Source organism: Thiofilum sp. (genome assembly GCF_016711335.1).
Lineage (GTDB): Bacteria > Pseudomonadota > Gammaproteobacteria > Thiotrichales > Thiotrichaceae > Thiofilum.
In genome coordinates, this window is the sequence record NZ_JADJTF010000001.1 from 288,958 (window position 1) to 308,470 (window position 19,513).

At 44.6% G+C, this 19,513-nt stretch carries 15 protein-coding genes and 1 tRNA gene; 7 read left to right on the forward strand and 9 right to left on the reverse strand.

From position 1 onward, the window contains the following. Positions 1-58: 58 nt before the first annotated feature. Entirely contained in the window at positions 59-3,544 is a 3,486-nt protein-coding gene (gene dnaE, locus IPL34_RS01360; RefSeq protein WP_296836581.1) for a DNA polymerase III subunit alpha, read from the reverse strand. 123 nt (positions 3,545-3,667) lie between these two features. Continuing rightward, positions 3,668-4,579 (reverse strand): LysR family transcriptional regulator, encoded by a 912-nt coding sequence (locus IPL34_RS01365; RefSeq protein WP_296836587.1) that lies wholly within the window; start codon positions 4,577-4,579, stop codon positions 3,668-3,670. A 295-nt stretch (positions 4,580-4,874) separates the two neighbouring features. Here IPL34_RS01365 and ppsA point away from each other — a divergent pair, with 295 nt between their 5' ends. From ppsA to folD, 3 genes are all read left to right on the forward strand, one after another. Further along, positions 4,875-7,250 (forward strand): phosphoenolpyruvate synthase, encoded by a 2,376-nt coding sequence (gene ppsA, locus IPL34_RS01370; protein ID WP_296836591.1) that lies wholly within the window; start codon positions 4,875-4,877, stop codon positions 7,248-7,250. 106 nt (positions 7,251-7,356) lie between these two features. Further along, a complete protein-coding gene (locus tag IPL34_RS01375) occupies positions 7,357-8,187 on the forward strand; it encodes a pyruvate, water dikinase regulatory protein (protein ID WP_296836595.1) in 831 nt (276 codons plus the stop codon). A 56-nt stretch (positions 8,188-8,243) separates the two neighbouring features. Beyond that, on the forward strand, positions 8,244-9,101 hold the full coding sequence (folD, locus tag IPL34_RS01380; protein WP_296836599.1) for a bifunctional methylenetetrahydrofolate dehydrogenase/methenyltetrahydrofolate cyclohydrolase FolD: 858 nt from the start codon (positions 8,244-8,246) through the stop codon (positions 9,099-9,101). Between the two features lie 93 nt (positions 9,102-9,194). Here folD and IPL34_RS01385 read toward each other — a convergent pair whose 3' ends face one another. Together IPL34_RS01385 and queA are read right to left on the reverse strand one after the other, a co-directional pair. Then, the gene (locus tag IPL34_RS01385; protein ID WP_296836602.1) at positions 9,195-10,031 is read right to left on the reverse strand and encodes a hypothetical protein; all 837 of its coding nucleotides are present in this window, start codon (positions 10,029-10,031) and stop codon (positions 9,195-9,197) included. A gap of 232 nt (positions 10,032-10,263) precedes the next feature. Further along, positions 10,264-11,298, reverse strand: coding sequence for a tRNA preQ1(34) S-adenosylmethionine ribosyltransferase-isomerase QueA (gene queA / locus IPL34_RS01390; protein WP_296836607.1), 1,035 nt, complete (start codon positions 11,296-11,298; stop codon positions 10,264-10,266). A 66-nt stretch (positions 11,299-11,364) separates the two neighbouring features. On the opposite strand from queA, the gene IPL34_RS01395 reads away from it, so the two are divergent. From IPL34_RS01395 to IPL34_RS01410, 4 genes are all read left to right on the forward strand, one after another. After that, positions 11,365-11,448, forward strand: a tRNA-Leu gene (locus IPL34_RS01395). 153 nt (positions 11,449-11,601) lie between these two features. Then, positions 11,602-12,129, forward strand: a complete 528-nt coding sequence (locus tag IPL34_RS01400; protein WP_296836610.1) for a hypothetical protein — start codon at positions 11,602-11,604, stop codon at positions 12,127-12,129. Positions 12,130-12,176: 47 nt separating this feature from the next. Then, positions 12,177-12,359 carry a type II toxin-antitoxin system RelE/ParE family toxin gene (locus tag IPL34_RS01405; protein WP_296836613.1) on the forward strand — a complete coding sequence of 61 codons (183 nt, stop codon included), beginning with the start codon at positions 12,177-12,179 and terminating at the stop codon, positions 12,357-12,359. Between the two features lie 9 nt (positions 12,360-12,368). Then, complete coding sequence (locus tag IPL34_RS01410) at positions 12,369-12,677, forward strand: helix-turn-helix transcriptional regulator (protein WP_296836615.1); 309 nt, start codon at positions 12,369-12,371, stop codon at positions 12,675-12,677. Positions 12,678-12,756: 79 nt separating this feature from the next. Here IPL34_RS01410 and IPL34_RS01415 read toward each other — a convergent pair whose 3' ends face one another. The 5 genes from IPL34_RS01415 to IPL34_RS01435 form a co-directional block, all read right to left on the reverse strand. After that, the gene (locus IPL34_RS01415) at positions 12,757-14,958 is read right to left on the reverse strand and encodes an HNH endonuclease (RefSeq protein ID WP_296836618.1); all 2,202 of its coding nucleotides are present in this window, start codon (positions 14,956-14,958) and stop codon (positions 12,757-12,759) included. Positions 14,959-15,083: 125 nt separating this feature from the next. Further along, positions 15,084-16,259 (reverse strand): UbiH/UbiF/VisC/COQ6 family ubiquinone biosynthesis hydroxylase, encoded by a 1,176-nt coding sequence (locus IPL34_RS01420; protein WP_296836622.1) that lies wholly within the window; start codon positions 16,257-16,259, stop codon positions 15,084-15,086. Beyond that, on the reverse strand, positions 16,256-17,488 hold the full coding sequence (gene ubiH / locus IPL34_RS01425) for a 2-octaprenyl-6-methoxyphenyl hydroxylase (protein WP_296836624.1): 1,233 nt from the start codon (positions 17,486-17,488) through the stop codon (positions 16,256-16,258). Before ubiH ends, IPL34_RS01420 begins: the two co-directional genes overlap by 4 nt. Before the next feature lie 2 nt (positions 17,489-17,490). After that, entirely contained in the window at positions 17,491-18,822 is a 1,332-nt protein-coding gene (gene pepP, locus IPL34_RS01430; protein WP_296836626.1) for a Xaa-Pro aminopeptidase, read from the reverse strand. A 29-nt stretch (positions 18,823-18,851) separates the two neighbouring features. Further along, on the reverse strand, positions 18,852-19,436 hold the full coding sequence (locus IPL34_RS01435) for a YecA family protein (RefSeq protein ID WP_296836628.1): 585 nt from the start codon (positions 19,434-19,436) through the stop codon (positions 18,852-18,854). Between the last annotated feature and the right edge of the window lie 77 nt (positions 19,437-19,513).

Consider the following 19,513-nt stretch of genomic DNA (forward strand, 5'->3'; position numbering starts at 1 on the left):
TTAGTTTGCCAAGTACTTTTTTTATTTTTTTGCAACTTTCTTAAAAACGCTATTTAAATCAGCCAAATGCGAACTTCACATTTTCCTTACCAAGGGTGCTGTACAACTCACGTACACCTATGTCGGTCAAATCGATAGCCCATTGCTCCCCCAGACGCACCTCAGCACCTGCCTGTTTACCCATATACTCAACAATAATGGGACACTTAAATTGCTCAGCGGGCTTTAATAAGGACTTAAGCTTGCTTAAGGGATGAGCAGAGTTCAGAATTTTTAACTGTATCTTACGTAGAAAACACTCTCTCACCGATTGCATAGAATGTACCCGCTCCACTCTGAAACGTGTGCGCCCAATACGTTTATCGGTGTCTAACTGCCCTTCTAGCACAATACACGTATCTTTCTCTAAAAATCTGCCAAACTCATTGAAAGTATCCGTAAAAATAAGCGCTTCATAATAACCTGTATTATCATCGAGTTGCACAAACGCACGCTTACCATTATCGGTGGCTTGCACTCTAATACTCGCTATCAACCCAGCTAATAAAACTTTTTCACGAAAATACTCTGTACCATCATCTTCAGCCAAATCCGATAAAGGTCGACGATTCGTTAGCCCTTCAACTTCTTGCTTATACTCATCCAAGGGATGCCCTGTTAGATAAAGCCCTAACGTTTCCTTTTCTAATTTTAAGCGCTCTTTTTCCGGAAACTCTGGCAACTCGGGCATCGCTGCTTCTATCGGCTCATCATGGACACTACCAAATACACCGCCAAATAAATCAACCTGCCCTACATTTTCGTTACGATGATATTGCTCTGACATACGTAAGGCCTCAGGCAAAAAAGCTAACATTGAGCTACGAGCACCCCCTAAACTATCGCAAGCACCTGATTTAATAAGTGTTTCTAGTACACGTTTATTCACTTTTTGTGAGTTAACACGCTGACACAAATCAGCCAATGAGTTAAATACCCCATTCGCACGTCGGCTCTCAACAATCACACTCAACGCAGCCTCACCAGCCCCTTTCACAGCACCTAAGCCGTAAAGAATGCACCGATCTCCAGCTACCGTGAACTCAAACTCGGAACGATTAATATCAGGAGGAATAATCTCCAAACCTAACTGACGACAATCGTCCAGCAAAGTCACTACCTTATCCGTGTTATCCATATCCGCTGACAATACTGCCGCCATGAAAGCGGCTGGATAGTGCGCTTTCAGCCATGCGGTTTGGAAAGCGACTAAAGCATAGGCCGCCGAGTGCGATTTATTAAAACCATACTCAGCAAACTTCTCCATCAAATCGAAGATATAAGTAGCCTGATTTTCATCAATATTATTTTGTCGTGCGCCACCCATAAAAATAGAGCGCTGCTTAGCCATTTCTTCAGGCTTTTTCTTACCCATCGCACGGCGCAACATATCTGCGCCCCCTAAGGTGTAATTAGCCAATACTTGAGCAATCTGCATAACCTGCTCTTGGTACACAATAACCCCGTAAGTAGGCTTTAAAATTTGCTCTAGACTAGGGTGAGGATATTCAACTTTGGCAATACCCTTTTTACGATTAATAAAATCATCCACCATCCCTGATTGCAAAGGCCCCGGACGAAATAACGCCACTAATGCGATAATATCCTCAAATACATCAGGCTGAAGGCGACGAATCAAATCCTTCATGCCACGCGATTCCAACTGGAATACAGCAGTCGTTTTTTGTGCTTTTAATAGATCGAAGGCAGCTTGATCATCTAGAGGTATGCGATTAATGTCTAAAGGCTCTTGTCCCTTTGACGCACGAATTTGATTAATATTACGCACCGCCCAATCAATAACAGTCAGATTCCTTAAGCCCAAAAAGTCGAACTTCACCAAGCCAACGGCTTCAACATCATCCTTATCGTATTGTGAGACTAGCCCCTCGCCCCCCTCTTCACAGTAAATGGGGGTGAAGTCGGTTAAATCGGAAGGTGCTATCAACACCCCCCCTGCATGCTTTCCAGTATTACGCGATAAACCTTCTAATGAGAGTGCCAAATCCAATAAGGATTTTACCTCCTCATCAGACTCATAAAGCTGTTTTAAATCCTCCGCTTCAGCTAAGGCTTTAGTCAGCGTCATACCCACTTCAAATGGAATCAGCTTGGCAATTCGATCCACAAAGCCATAAGGGTGACCCAGTACACGCCCCACATCGCGCACTACTGCTTTAGCCGCCATCGAACCATAGGTAATAATTTGCGAAACCTGATTACGCCCATAGGTACGTGCCACATAATCAATTACCTTATCACGGTTATCCATGCAGAAATCAATATCAAAGTCCGGCATGGAAACGCGCTCTGGATTGAGGAAGCGTTCAAATAGTAAGTCATAAGCCAGCGGGTCAAGATCAGTAATTTTTAACGCATAGGCGACCAGCGACCCCGCACCCGAACCGCGTCCCGGCCCTACTGGAATACCATTATCTTTAGCCCATTGAATAAAGTCGGCAACGATCAGAAAGTAGCCCGGAAACCCCATTTTATTGATAACGTTTAACTCGATTTTCAAACGCTCATCATAAGGCTTACGCTTTTCTTCAAACGCTGGTGTACCGCGTGGTGTTGCATCTCCAAACAGGAAGTCTAGACGTTCCTCTAACCCTTCCTCACTCACCTTACAAAAATATTCAGCCTCCGTCATACCGGCTGGAATAGGAAATTGAGGTAAATAATTTTTGCCTAGGGTCAAAGACACATTACAACGCTTAGCAATCTCTACCGTATTCTCTAAAGCACTGGGAATATCGGCAAATAACTCGTTCATTTCTTCGGGAGTGCGTAAGTACTGTTGCTCACTGTAACGCTTTGGGCGCTTAGGATCGGCCATAACATAACCGTCACGAATACAGACCCGTGCATCATGCGCGAAGAAATCATCTGAGCTTAAAAAACGCACGTCATTAGTAGCTACTACGGGCACATTAAATTGTAAGGCTAGCTCTAACGCTGCGTGTAAATAGACCTCTTCTTGATTACGCCCCGTCCGTTGCAGCTCAATGTAATAGCGATCACCAAAAACCCCTAGCCATTCTTGTAAGTATTCGCTCGCTAGTGCTTGATTGCCTGCCAATAATGCATGACCTACATCCCCATCTTTGGCTCCTGAAAGAGCAATAACGCCCTCACTCAGCTCAGCCACCCATGCGCGTTTAACCCTTGGAATACCCAATAGCTGTCCCTCTAAATAAGCACGGGAAATCAGCTTAGTAAGATTCCTATACCCAGTATTGTTCTGGCACAGCAAAATCATATGAAAGGTATTATTTACGTCCTGCTCATCCTGCACCAAAATATCAATCCCAAAAACGGGTTTAATACCGGCTCCCATCGCAGCCTTATAAAACTTTACTAGGGCAAACAGATTATTTAAATCGGTCATAGCCACAGCAGGCATACGGGCTTTTTCGACCGCTTTCATTAACGATTTAATGCGGATAGTACTGTCAACGAGTGAATACTCGGTATGTAAGCGCAGGTGTACAAATGAGGTCATAATGTTGCATTCAATGAGGTCATAGCTCCCAGTTTAGCATGAGAGTGACTTAGAGCAGGAGTGAACAAAAACGATCTAGTGCTGGTGTGCAAACAAACTCAGCGTGTCAGATAGGTATCTCATTTAAGGCATATCCTCTAAAAAAGCCGGATTGATCATTTCTAAAAAGCGTTTAGCTTGAGGGGTACAAAATTTGCCTCGGCGCATAATCAAACCATAAGTTCGTGGGGGAAAATAATGGTCTACTGGAATCACAGCTAAACGCTCCTTACCAGTAATACACATCTCATTAGTGATGGAGATACCAATATCTTGTTCCACATAGCGTTTCACTACCTCCCAACCTCCACCTGCTTCCATAATCACCTTATAGGGCAGGTGATATTGACGGAATACGGTATCAATCATATGCCAGATCGGCACATTACGCGGTGGCAAAATCATGCCATAAGGACTCAGATCTTCTAGAGTCACTTGTTTTTTGTGCGCTAAAGGATGGTCGAGAGAGGTAATCAAAATCGATTTAAACCCTACAAACGGCTTATAGATAATATTTTCTGGGACTTGTGGTAAAGAACCTACGGCAAAATCTACTTGATCTTCTAATAAAGGTTTAAGACCCGCAGGCATACTATAGTTATGCAGATTAATCCTAATGCTCGGATAGGCTTGATGAAAGCGCTCAATATACTCCGGCAAGATATACAGTGAGGTAGAGTGCCCCGCTGCAATATCTAATTCACCTTCCTCAATCTTTCCCAAGCTGGCGGCAAAGGTTTCGCGTAATGAGTCAATACCTGCGGTTAGAGGCTGAATCAATTGATAGAGCGTTTTGCCTTCTGGAGTGAGTTTGACACTAGGTCCACGCCGTTCTAAGAGTTTTTCACCCATTTCACGTTCTAGGGCTTGAATTTGTAGTGAAACAGTGGGTTGACTAATATGTAGTTGCTCTGCGGCATGGGTAATATTTTCTTTCTGTGCCACTACACAAAAAGTACGCAGCAATTTATAGCGGGTTTGCTTGTAATAGTGCATAACTGTGTTGCTCAAGACTTAATAATTGAGTAGTTCAATACTAATGATTGAAACAATTGATTTTAACAATAACGGTCTGATTTGTTAAGGTAGCGCTCATCGAACATTCAATGAATGTTTATCAAATGCTAACTGTGGTGCTTGCGGCGTCAATTAGGACGCCGCTCTTTTTTTAGCACCCTCGTCATCACGTAAGCACAAAACAATAGCACAATTTCACCCCGCACCCGCATGCTTAATGCTACCATCTACACAACCTTTAACTTCATCCCTTGCCATCTCAGGAGCGTTCTCAATGGCTGATTACATTCTTTGGTTCAACCAATTAGGTATGCATGATGTAAATCTAGTAGGCGGTAAAAATGCCTCACTAGGGGAAATGATTAGTAACCTAGCTAATGTGGGAGTCAGCGTACCCAATGGCTTTGCGACGACGACTCATGCTTATCGTGAATTTTTAGACTCGAACCAAATTACTCAGCGCATTAATGACCTACTCGCTAGTCTCAATGTAGATGATATTCCAGCGCTAACTTCAGCGGGCAAAACGATTCGCGGCTGGGTGATGGACGCCCCCTTACCTCAGGCTTTATTGGATGCAGTCACTCAAGCTTATAATCAATTAGCTCAAGGCTCAGGTGATACCGCTTCCTTTGCGGTGCGCTCCTCAGCGACTGCTGAAGACTTACCGGATGCGTCGTTTGCGGGGCAACAAGAAACTTTTCTCAATGTGCGTGGCTTAGATAATGTGATTGCCGCGATCAAAGAAGTATTCGCCTCGCTTTATAATGACCGTGCTATTTCCTACCGTGTCCACCAAAACTTTGAACATGACAAGGTATTTCTATCTGCGGGCGTACAAAAGATGGTGCGCAGTGATATAGGGGCAAGTGGGGTATTGTTTACGCTGGATACTGAATCTGGCTTCCGTGATGCCGTATTTATTACTGGCGCTTATGGCTTAGGTGAAACGGTCGTGCAAGGTGCGGTGAATCCCGACGAATTTTATGTCTATAAGCCTAATTTAGCTACGCATCGTCCCGCGATTTTGTCACGGCGCTTAGGGACTAAAGCTATAGAGATGGTCTATGACAGCGGAAGTACTCACACTAAAGCGACCTTGACGCGGGATGTAGACAGTGCTCGCCGTCAACGTTTTTGTATTACTGATGCGCAAGTGGAAGAACTCGCACGCCAAGCCCTCATTATTGAACAGCACTACGGTCGTCCTATGGACATTGAATGGGCACTCGATGGGGGGGATGGTAAGTTATATATCGTTCAAGCCCGTCCCGAAACGGTAGAAAGTCGTAGCAGCAATACCATTATTGAGCGCTATAACTTAGAAAATAAAGCAGCTCCTATAGTAGAAGGTCGCGCCATTGGTCAAAAAATTGGTCAAGGACCCGCGCGTGTCATTATGGGTATTGATCAAATCGATGAAGTCCAAGAAGGTGATGTATTAGTCACTGATATGACCGACCCCGATTGGGAACCGATTATGAAGCGTGCGTCGGCTATCGTGACTAATCGCGGTGGACGCACTTGTCATGCTGCTATTATTGCGCGTGAAATGGGTATTCCCGCTGTAGTCGGTTGTGGCAATGCTACCAAACTGATTAAAAATGGTGATCCCATTACCGTTTCCTGTGCCGAAGGTGATACGGGCTATATTTATCCGGGGTTATTAGGCTTTGCTAAAAATACCGCTGATACCGGTAAACTGCCTGAGCTATCGGTAAAAATCATGATGAATGTCGCCACCCCTTCAAAAGCGTTTTCCTTCTCACGTTTACCGAATGCAGGGGTGGGTTTAGCGCGTTTAGAATTTATTATTTCTAAAACTATTGAAGTGCATCCCAAAGCCCTGCTTGAATTTGATCAATTACCCAATGATTTAAAAGCGACTATTAGTGAAAAAATGGCGGGTTATGCCGATCCTGTCAGTTTCTATGTGGAAAAATTAGTAGAAGGGATTAGTACTTTAGCCGCAGCGTTTTATCCTAATAAAGTCATTGTGCGCATGTCTGACTTTAAGTCCAATGAGTACGCTAATCTAATTGCGGGTGATCGCTACGAGCCACATGAAGAAAATCCTATGATTGGTTATCGGGGTGTATCGCGTTATCTCTCACCCTCGTTCCAAGACTGCTTTGCTTTGGAATGTAAAGCATTGCGTAAAGTACGCGATGAAATGGGTTTAACTAATGTTGAAGTGATGATTCCTTTCTGTCGCACTTTGGAAGAAGCGCAGCAAGTAACTCAACTACTCGCCAAACACGGGATTGAACGCGGTCAAAATGATCTGCGTTTGATTATGATGTGTGAAATCCCTTCCAATGCCATCTTAGCCGATGAATTCTTAGAGTACTTTGATGGTTTCTCCATTGGTTCTAATGATATGACCCAATTAACCTTAGGTCTGGATCGTGATTCTGGCTTAATTGCGCATCTGTTTGATGAGCGTAATCCTGCAATTAAGAAAATGCTTAAGCTCGCTATTGATGCCTGCCATCGCCAAGGTAAATACATCGGTATTTGTGGTCAAGGTCCTTCAGATTACCCCGACTTTGCCGCTTGGCTGCATGAGCAAAAGATCACCAGTATTTCCTTAAATCCCGATACGGTGGTCGATACATGGTTATATCTTGCTAATTTAGAACCGCGCTAAACTAGAGCTATTAAATCGGTTAGCTAGGGCAATTTATACAGTTGCCCTGCTAATTACAGCTTAGTAATTAGTAATAGGTGGTCATTAACAGGAGGAGCTTTTAATTATGCCTAATCAACGTTCGGTTTATTACTTATCGGATCGTACTGGTATTACCGCTGAAACCCTCGGACATAGTTTACTCACTCAATTTGATGGCTTTGAATGGCGTAAAGTCAGCATTCCCTTTATTGAAAACGAAGAGCAAGCACGCGAAGTGGCTGAGCAAATTAATCAAACCGCAGAACGCGACGGCAAACGCCCGCTGGTCTTTAGTACCATTATTACCTCAGAAATTCGCAGACATATTGAACAAGCTAATTGTGTGATCTATGACTTTTTTGAGACCTTTATTGGATCTATGGAACAAGAGTTAGGTCAACCCTCGGCACATGCAGTCGGACGCTCGCACAGCGTACATAATACCTCCTCCTACTTTAATCGTATTTCAGCGATTAATTACTCGCTGAGTAATGATGATGGTATGAATCTGCGTAACTTTGATAAAGCCGATGTTATCTTAGTGGGAGTTTCGCGTTCGGGAAAAACCCCTACCTGTCTTTATATGGCTTTGCAATACGGTATTTCTGCGGCGAATTATCCGCTTACTGAAGAAGATATGGAGACACATGATCTACCTAAAGCTCTTCTACCCTATCGCGATAAACTATTTGGTTTAACGCTTAGTGCCGAACAACTGACTCAAATTCGTCAAGAGCGCCGCCCGAATAGTCGTTATGCCTCTCTTGAACAGTGTGAGCTTGAATTAAAATGGCAAAGTGAGTTGTACCAGCGTTATCGCCTCCCGTTTATTGACACGACCAATATCTCGATTGAAGAAATCTCCACCACTATTCTGAAACAGAAAAAATTAAAACGTCGCCTTTATGGTGAGTGACAGTTAGTGCGTGGTGTGTACAATGATGTGTTTTTTACAAGGTGAAGAATCCGGTTATGACAGCTCAATTAATTGATGGTAAACAAGTCGCCGCACAAGTCCGTGCTGAGGTACGCGCAAACATTCAAAAGCGTCAGGAACAAGGTAAGCGTCAACCCGGTTTAGCCGTCATTTTAATTGGTAATGATCCCGCCTCTCAGGTGTATGTGAATCACAAGCGCAAAGCCTGCGAGGAAGTGGGTATTCTGTCGCGCTCTTATGACTTACCCGTAGAAACGACGCATCATGAACTCGTTGAGCTGATTGATGAGCTGAATCAAGATCCACTTATTGATGGAATTTTAGTGCAACTCCCTTTACCTGCTCATTTAGATGCTTCACTCATTATTGAGCGCATTAGCCCCAGCAAAGATGTAGACGGCTTTCATCCCACCAATATTGGTAAATTGACCCTACGCATTCCGGGCTTACGTCCCTGTACACCCTATGGTGTGATTCGTTTATTAGAGAGTATTGGTGAGCCTTTTAAAGGGCGGCATGCGGTTATGGTAGGCGCATCGAATATTGTAGGTCGCCCGATGATGTTAGAATTGATTTTAGCGGGGGCGACCGTCAGTATCTGTCATCGTTTTAGTGGTGCTACTACCGAGCACTTAGTACGTCAAGCCGATATTGTAGTCGTGGCTGTGGGTAAGCCGAATATGATCAAAGGCGAATGGATTAAAGAAGGTGCAACGGTGATTGATGTAGGTATTAATCGCTTAGAGGATGGGCGCTTAGTAGGGGACGTAGAATTTGAGGTAGCCAAAGAACGAGCGGCGTTTATTACCCCAGTACCCGGAGGAGTCGGCCCTATGACCGTAGCTATGCTGATGCAAAATACCCTAGAGGCTTGTGGTAAACATCCATTTTAGAATGCTTAAAAGCTGTTTGGCACTATGACTTATGACTATTAAAAAAGGCGCTCATTTGAGCGCCTTTTCTACAATCGCAGCGTTGGTAGTGAATTATTTTTTAGCTTCAGCAGCGGCAGCTTCAGCGGCTAAACGCTTTAATAAATCGGCAGGTAATGCATTGCTTTGTTGTAAGCGGCGCACTACTGATGCAGGTAAGCATACTAATTCGGGTTTAGCAGGTGCTAATAAAGGACCGTTGCTGCAACGACGGCGCTTAGCATCACCAATACGAGTTTGTTCTGGGTCTAAACGTAAGTAGCTGGCATTAACCCAACCATTTTGACCTGCCCAACGAACATGCGCCCACTCATCCGCACCGACTTGAGCAATTTTACCTAATTTTACTACCCAAGTAGCATTATGTGGAATCTCAACTGCAATGGCAGTTTCACCAGATTCAACATACATCATTAAGCTTTGACCGGCTTTTAAGCCTTGTACAGAATAAATAGGTACTGAACGGAAAGGTACACCCTTAGCTGCTTCAGGATAACCGCAGCACATTTTGTCTTTAACGGCTGGATTACGCATACACTCACGACGGGTACGAGCGATTTCAGTAGCTTCTGCATCAAACGCTAAACGACTGGACACTACCCAACCCGTTTGGTCGTCCCAAGAGACTTTTTCCCATAGTACATCACCCACGAGTACTTGAGCATTACGGCGCACAATCCAACGACCATTGTGTGGAATGTTTACGATAATGCCACGACCGGGCTCAGAATATAAACGTAGTACTTTACCCGGAGTCAAACCTGATACACGATAAATATCAGCACTATTAGAGGGTAAAGTTAGGGGAGCAGCACTGGCAGTACCCGATACTGCGACCATTAACGCGGCTGCTAACACTGTGGGGAGCATAGATTTTAACATAGCTTTCATCTTCAATTTTCCTCTGACAACGCAATCCCCATCCTGGAGATTACTACCTAAGTAAAGCATTAAAAAAGGAATGCTGGGCCATCCCATTATAGAACGAACCCGATAACCTATGAGTTTCAGGTTTCCCTTTAAGCTCATGTTCATTCTATAGCTTACGATGATTTTACAACAGTATGTTGTAAAATTATCATTAAGTTGCAAATAGACAACAAATAGTTGACTGACAAACTGACTAATTGTTCCCACTACGGGTTAAAAACATGGCGTCACCGTAACTAAAAAATCGATAACGCTCTTTAACTGCATGTTGATAGCTTTTAAAAATATTAGCATATCCGGCAAAAGCAGAAATCAATATCAACAAGGTGGACTCGGGTAGATGGAAATTAGTGACCATGGCATCTACCACATTAAACTGAAAACCGGGCTTTATAAACAGTTGCGTATCGGCATGAAAAGGTTCAAGCACCCCACTCCGTGCCGCACTTTCTAAGCTGCGTACCGTGGTTGTGCCCACTGCAATCACTTTCCCCCCCTGACTTTTGCAGGCTTGTACGGCAGCACAGGTTTCAGCACTCACCTCCACATACTCGGCGTGCATGACATGCTGATCTAAATTACTGACTCGCACGGGTTGAAATGTTCCTGCTCCTACGTGCAAGGTCACCGAGGCAAACTTAACCCCTTTAGCTTTTAAGCGCTTTAAAATGTCCTCATCAAAATGTAACCCAGCGGTTGGGGCAGCGACCGCTCCCGGACGCTCAGCGAACACGGTTTGATAACGTTCGCGGTCACTAATCTCATCTTGGCGCGTGATGTAGGGCGGTAGGGGCATGTGTCCGTAGTGTTCAAGTGCCGTTAAGATAGGCAGCGTACCGATTAGTTTAATTTGAAACAAATCATCCTGACGACCTGTTACCTCTATTTCCAAAACCGACTCTAGCACTAGGCGCGTACCGACTTTGGGTGCTTTGCTAGCACGGATATGCGCCCATGCCGAAAACTCATCGATAATGCGCTCAATCAGTATTTCAACCTTACCACCCGTGGTTTTTTGTCCGTGTAAACGGGCAGGAATCACGCGGGTGTCATTAAATACTAATAGGTCGCCTGCATTTAATAACGCTACTATGTCGGTGAAATACCGATCTTGATAATCCCCTGTTGTGCCGTCCACGACTAAGAGCCGACTAGCTGAGCGCTCCGGTAGTGGATAATGGGCAATCAGTTCAGGGGGCAGTTCGTAATAAAAGTCACTTAGTTTCATAGGTGCAGATAATACAAAAAAACTATCGACAATGCGCTAAAAAACGCTACAATGATGACCCTCTAAGCCGGGATGGCGGAATTGGTAGACGCAGTGGATTCAAAATCCACCGTTGGTGACAACGTGCGAGTTCGAGTCTCGCTCTCGGCATTTCTCTGAATTTCAATCTGTCTTGTAAAATATCTCCACCTACCACCTTTAATTTTAATAATTTTTCTAGAGCAGAAGACTCCCATTGCTTGGGGCTATTTCTATAATATTTATTTCCTTAAAAGGAATATTTCAAAGTTTAAGGTAAACGCTATGGGTTCTAGTCACCAGTCTAATATTAATTCTGCTATTCATCCCTCTACCAGCTTATTAGTCGCACAGAAACTAGCGGGAAGTACTAATGTAGGTAGCGGTATTTATGGCACTATTATTACTATTGCCGTGATCGGTGCATGGTATGCTGACCCCACTTCTGGTGCTTTGGAAACACTGCTTAGTGTGTTAGCTACTTTAATTGTATTTTGGATAGCTCACGTTTACTCGCATGTTGTGGCGCATGGCTTAGTAAAAACTCATATTATCCCTGCCTTTCAGCAAGACTGGCCTATTGTACAGTCAGGTTTCTTACCGTTATTTGTTTTAGGCTTGGGTTCACTAGACCTTTTAGACGAAAGACTCTCGTTACTATTGGCTATTGCAGTGAGTGGGTTATTGTTAGGCCTATTTTGTTTAACGATGACGCGATCTGCTGGCCGCAATTGGATACAATCCCTCGGCTTAACGCTTATTATGCTGATTTTTGGTATTTTTATTGCCGCCCTTGAAATTAAGTTAGGCTAGCAACTCAAGCAAGTGCACTCCCTCACTCGCATCAAGGATGACCACATATGCGTGAATTACGTATTCAACATGAAGGGCGTCCTTACCGAATACTTTATGCATTTGATCCTCGGCGTTGTGCCATTTTGTTAATTGGTGGCGATAAAACAGGTGATAAACGTTGGTATGAGATTCACGTTCCTATTGCTGACAAATTGTATGATAAACACCTTGAATATTTAGGTAATTAGTTGGGTTGTATGGCTAATAAATTCAGTACCTTACGCGCTAAAATGTCACCAGAAGCCCAAGCTCAAGCAGCAGCTCGTGCTGAGGCTTTTCTGGTCGAAATGCAATTGCAAGAATTGCGAAAAGCTCGAAATATTACTCAGGTAGAACTAGCTAAGGCTATGAGTATTGAGCAAGGGGCTATTTCAAAATTAGAGCATCGTGAAGATATGTATGTGAGTACTTTACAGGCTTACATTCGTGCTTTGGGTGGGGAGTTAAAACTGGTCGCTTCTTTTCCAGATGCTGAAATTCAGCTTCACTCGTTTGAGCCGAATTGATGCCGTGTATAACTACTGTTTAGCAAAGAAAGAGAATGTATAGATAGAAACGATATGATGCTGGTAGGTCAATTCTGAATTAGCAACTAGCTTCTAACTCATGCCTGATTTTTTCTCGATATGATGAAAACACTCTTACAATATCAGGCTTCCATGCTTGTACCTGCTTATGGTGATAAGCCAAAGGATCACATAATCGGCAATAGGTATAGTCATTTTGCCATTGCCAACTACTCGCTTTACCCCAAATAGACTTCCCACCATATTTACACTCAGGGGTATGTAGTTTTCTCGTGTTAGAAACCAGATAACGAGTATAGCCTCTTATATCCAAATGCCCCTCACTAGGCATACAACTATGACAATCTCGACACAAAAACGCCAAATTGTCTAAACCATGCCCCCCTCCTTGCGCTTTGGGGATAATGTGATGGATATGAGCCTTATTAAGATCACACAACACCCCACAACGTTGACAGAGTGCTTGCTCCCGCATTGATACCAAAGTACGACGCGCCACCCAATCAGGCGGATAATCAGCATACTGTCGGTAATAAGCCTCCTGTTCCCAAAAGGACTGAAACTTCACATCCAACAATAAATATTCAGGGGTGGGTATTGAGTTCAGATCACAACTTTTCTCCAAAAAACGCTGCTCCAAACGACTCTCATAGTGGTTTAAAAAAGCCTCCGTCATTAAATTAACATCTCCCTGACACCGTTTAGCCCATCGCTCTACAGTGCCAAACCATGTGCCTACCACGGGTTTTAAGGGCAAGTACTTAAAATGATGAGCAAACTCTAGCAGCTTCTCACTACCTTCTATGGCAGCTACCATCTTGGTCACTACCGCCTGATAAGAAGGTTCTGGTATTGGAGCTACTGGTGACTCTGATTTTATCTCTGAAGTTTGTTGTGTACTCTGTTTCTGGTTATTTTTTGAATCTTGCTCTTGCTCTTGCTCTGAATCTGAATCTGGCTTCGCCTTAAACCACTTCCACAACACACTCCAAATAGTTACCCCTACCAAAACAATCAGCAGGGTCTTTAATGCAGGAGGAAACAGTAAATCCCCAAAAGAATATTCTGAAATATTAAAATCTTTGCTGGAATTAGGTACTGCTCTAGGTTTCACCTCAAACTCTGGTAAAGCTATTTCGACCATAGGTTCTACCATTTCCGGCTTCTTCTCTGACTCTGGCACAGCCATGTCAACCGTCGGCTCTACCACTTCCAGTTTCGCCTTAGGCAACGGTATAACCTGTTCAACCGTCGGCTCTGCCACCTCCGGCTTCACCTCTGAATCTGGTACAGTTATTTCAACCGTCGGTTCTACCAACACCGTGGGTTTTCGTTCCTCATAAAACTGATCAAAAATAATAGGTTTGGGGTTGGCTGTTGCAACAGGCTCAGGTTCCACTACATCAGAGTCTACTACCTCAGGTTCTATTACCTCAGGCTTCGGCACAGCTATTTCAACCGTCGACTCTGCCTCCTCCGACTTAATAACGCGCTTTAACTTACCTGCTTCTGCTTGTTGTAAATAAGGTAAAAGTTGACGGTAGCCAGCCACTACCTCCAACCCATAATCATGTATAAACTGGTTGGCTGCGGATTGACTCTTATCATCCCATTGTCCACGATGCCCAATGCCGTAGCCTAGGTTTTTGAGCTTGTGCTGAACATTAAAAACTAAGCTCTTATCTTTAGCTTTATTCACTACGACCTTAGCACTCTCAACGACCTCATCACGATCAACCGTCAACAGACTAGGATTACAATCGGCAAAACCGTGCTTACAGCTCCTAAAATTCCGATCTAACGCTTCTTGTTTGACAATCTGATTCTGCTCAGTCGTCAGCAAACTGGGGTTACAATCGGCAAAACCGTGCTTACAGTTCCTAAAATTCCTATCTAACGCTTCTTGTTTGACAATCTGACTCTGCTCAGTCGTCAGCAAACTGGGGTTACAATCGGCAAAACCGTGCTTACAGTTCCTAAAATTCCTATCTAACGCTTCTTGTTTGACAATCTGACTCTGCTCAGTCGTCAGCAAACTGGGGTTACAATCGGCAAAACCGTGCTTACAACTACTAAAATTTCGGTCTAAGGCTTCTTGCCTAACAATCTGACCCTGCTTAGCCGTCAACACACTCCAATCACAATCGTTATAACCTTGTTTGCAATTAAAAAAGTTTTGCTCTAATAATGCTTCGCTTGTTTCGGCTATTGAGTCACTAACAACCACACATAGTAAAAAACAAGCTAGCACTAATCTCATAATCACAGCAAACACTCATCATTAATAAAGAATTTACTTTATCACAACGTAAAAATAGCCGCTTTAATGAAAAAAGGGTGACGACTCACCCTTTTTCAATCCACTGCACAAATCCAGCAAAGTACTCAACCCACCCCCAACGCATACCGAGCCAACTGCCCTTTCACCCAAGACATTTGATTGACAAGGCTTAAACCCTGATTGCGCACTACTTGCCACACTGACAACTTATTACCAAACAACAAACTAAAGCCCTCCATACTATGCAGCGTCAGCGCATTATCCGCCTTACGCGCCCGCTCATAACGGCGTAGTACTTTAAAACTGCCCCAGTGCTTAGCATCCTGCAATAACTGCTCCGCCAACTCCGCCACATCTTTTAAACCCAAATTCACCCCCTGCCCCGCCAACGGATGAATCGTATGCGCCGCATCCCCCACCAACACCACACGCTCAGCACAATACTGCGCTGCATGCCGCCCCTTTAAAGGAAACGCCGCCCGCTCACTCACACTCACCACTTGCCCCAACCGATAGTCCAAAGCTTGAGCCAAATGCTGCTTAAAAGTACTCTCATCCTGCAAAACATATGCATCCGCTTGATCAGACGGAAGCGTCCACACAATCGAACAAAACTGTGGATCAGGCAAAGGCAAAAAGGCTAGTGGGCCTGTGGGCATAAAGCGCTGCCACGCCGTCCATTGATGCGGCAACTCAGTCTGCGCCACACACACTAAACCCTGTTGGGCATAGTCATTTACTGCCATATCAATCTGCGCCCATTCACGCACCGCCGACCTAGCACCATCCGCCCCTACCAATAACGCGGTTTCCAGTACTTGCCCCGTACTTAATTCAATCTTTAAACCCTTATGGGTATAGCTAGCGGTTTTAAACTGTGCTGGGCTGAATACTTTGACCTCCTCAAGCTCGGTCAAACGCTCTTGTAGTGCTAATTGAATCACTCGATTTTCAATAATATGCCCTAAATCTGGCTCGCCTAAATCGGCCGCGTCAAAACGAATTTCACCCGATCCGGTGCTATCCCACACCACCATAGACTCATAGGGTGCGGCACGACGTTTAACGATACCCTCCCATGCTTTGACCTTACGTAGGATTTGCTCAGACGCACGACTTAACGCACTTACGCGTAACTCATAAGGAGCATCGGCTTCTAACTCAATAGCTGGAGCACTTTCTAAGACCGCAACACGTTTAGCCGCTTGTCCTAGTAAAGCGGCTAACGTACCGCCTACCATACCGCCCCCCACAATGACCGCATCAAAGTACTCACTCATACTCGCAACTCCGCCCCACGCGCTAGGCGTGCTTTACGTTGATTAATGCCCATACTTTGCTGAGTCACCCAACGCCGCAAGGGTGGCACTCGATCCATGAGACTCAAGCCCCCCGCACGCAAATGACCTAATAAACCATGATCATTAGAAAATAAACGCACGAGACTATCGGTATAGGTAATAGTTTGGCGGTAATCCTGTTGGCGAGCCGCTGAATAGTGCGCCAATAAGGTACTTGAGCCTATATCCTCACCTGTCGCCACTGCATCGGCTAATAAATCAGTGAGTACTGCCACATCGCGTAAGGACAAATTTAAACCTTGTCCCGCCACCGGGTGAATCGCATGAGAAGCATTACCCATAATAATAGTGCGCTCTGCCGTTTCAGTCGTGGTTTTCACCAGTACTAGAGGATAAGCAGCACGCTTACCCACTTTCGTAAAACGCCCCTGACGATAACCAAACGCGTCTTGTAATTGCGCTAAGAACTCCGCATCTGACCAACTCATCACCGTAGGCACTTCCACATTGGGCTGAGTCCAAACTAAGGAGTAGCGATTATTTGTAATAGGTAATAAGGCAATCGGACCTTGAGCGGTAAAACGTTCATAGGCGATTTGATTAGGTAAGTACTCGGTGGACACATTAGTAATAACCGCCGTTTGACCATAATCGTGTTGAGTAGTGGTAATACCCAATTGCTCACGAATCGGGGAACGCGCTCCATCGGCTACAACTAATAATTGAGTACTTAAGGTTTGAGTGCTTAAGGTTTGAGTACTTGCGCCTGATTGAATCACTACATCGACTTGCTCTGGACTGGGCACAACCTCAGTCACGGTTGCAGGCATGAATAATTCAAAGTACTGAGGCTCAGGTAAAGCATTATACAGTACTCGACCTAATACTCGATTTTCGACTACATAACCGAGAGCTGGAACTTTTTCTTGTGCTGCATGAATGCGAGTAGCGCCAAAGTGACCTCGATCTGAGACATGAATATGCTGGATAGCCTCGCTGCCTCTCTCGATCTCTGACCAAATGTGCATCCCTTGGTAAATCAAGCGTGAGCCATGCGATAACGCCACTGTGCGGTCGTCATAACTGGGCTGTTGATTCGATTCTAGTGCAAACGCTTCGATCAATCCCACTTTGAGGTTTAAGGGCTTAAGAGCGACCGCTAAACTCGCCCCTACCATCCCCCCACCCACAATCAATACATCAAACATAGCTAAATATCCTTACCTGCTGCCATTAAGGCTTCAATGTCGGCTATTTCTTTAACAACACCCGCCGTAAGCACTTCGCGCCCCTCGGCTGTGACCAATACATCATCCTCAATGCGAATACCGATATGCCACCATTGAGGGTCAATGCCTTCTTCAGCAGGAATATATAGCCCCGGCTCTACGGTCAACACCATTCCCGCTTCTAAGCGCCGCCAAGCGCCCTCGACTTTATAAGCACCTACATCATGCACATCTAAACCTAACCAATGTCCGGTACGATGCATATAAAACTTACGGTATAACCCCTCAGCGATGATTTTGTCCTTGGCTTCAGTCAATAAACCTAATTCAATTAAGCCATCCACTAATGCATGGACCGCAGCCTGATGAATATCGTCCCACAGAACATTAGGACGCACGGTATTAATCGCCGCATATTGGGCATTGAGAACGATTTGATATAGTGCTTTTTGCGCCGGAGAAAACTTACCATTTACAGGGAAGGTACGAGTTATATCACTGGCATAACAGTGATACTCCGCTCCCGCATCAATCAACAATAAATCGCCATCATTTAACCGATCGCGGTTTTCAATATAATGCAAAATACAGCCATTTTTACCGCCCCCTACAATCGAGGTATAAGCCGTTTCCATACCATCACGGCGGAACTCATAGGCAATAGCGGCTTCTACCTCATATTCATACATATCGGGCTTACACACTTGCATCGCACGAGTATGAGCACGCGCTGAGGTTTTAGCCGCATGGCGCATCATGTCTAGCTCTGCCTCAGACTTGATCAAACGCATTTCATGGATAATTTGATCTAGCACTTTAAAGGTTTGTGGTGCTTTGACTCCGGCACGTACTTGTGCACGCACACTATTAAGCCAAGTAAATACCTGCTGATCAAACGTCCAATCCATACCAAGGCGGTAATAAACCTGATCTTTATTGGCAAGTAGTTTAGGCATCACTTCATTGAGCTGACTAATCGGGTAAGACTCACTCGCACCATATTGCGACTTAGCGCCTTCTACACCTGCACGATAGCCCGTCCATTGCTCAGCGGCAGGATCACGCTCACGGCAAAACAGTACATATTCTCCTTCCGCTCGATTAGGAATCAGCACCGCAACCGCTTCTGGCTCATTAAATCCAGTTAAATAATAAAAATCGCTGTCTTGGCGAAAAATATATTCAGCATCGTGATTACGGGTCTTTAAACCACTGGAATTAATAATCGCAATGCTATCTGCCCCAAGCTGATCCAGTACGCGCTGGCGGCGTTTGGCATATTCGGCAGCGCTAATGTGTGGTGTGTCTCTCATCTACTGCAACCCTCAATCATTATTAGTATTTAATGCAACGTTTTTTCATCATGTGCTTGGCGTGGCTGACCTACAATCGGCTGAGTTTCCTCATTGAACATTAAAATCCCTGTACTTAAAAAGGCTTTTAGCTCTTCAAATGCCGCTTCAGACTCGTCCTCGTCTGTTATGTCCATTTCACCCGATGCACCAATTTTCACCATATCCTCGAACCATTCTTTAGAGGCTGGCTTCAAATCTTTGAGTGTTTTTAACCCAGAAGCGGCCACTCCAAACGCTACCCCCTGACACCATTGTTGCAGGCAATATACCCGCTCATCCAAGTCAAACTCATCGGGTGGGAGTAAAATCTCAAAGCTTAAGTCATTACCATTTAAAGTCTTTTTAGCCTGTTCAAATACTTGGGTGAGCAGTTTAGCCGACTCTTGTACATAGACATCTTGTGCATCTGCTTGTTTGGGCAATACCTGTTTCAGCCAAACCAACAAGCGCGTCTCACGATTGACCGCTAGCATGCCACACGCCATACCTTGCGCCTCAGAAGCCGTATGATCCGCATTAATACGCTCTAGCGCTTGCTCCAACACTAAAAAATCAGGTAGCTTGTCACTCAAACCAGTACTCCTTAAAGGTGAAAAGTGTATTATGTGCCCAATGGCTGCTATTCGCCTACTTTTACTCTCATTGCTTG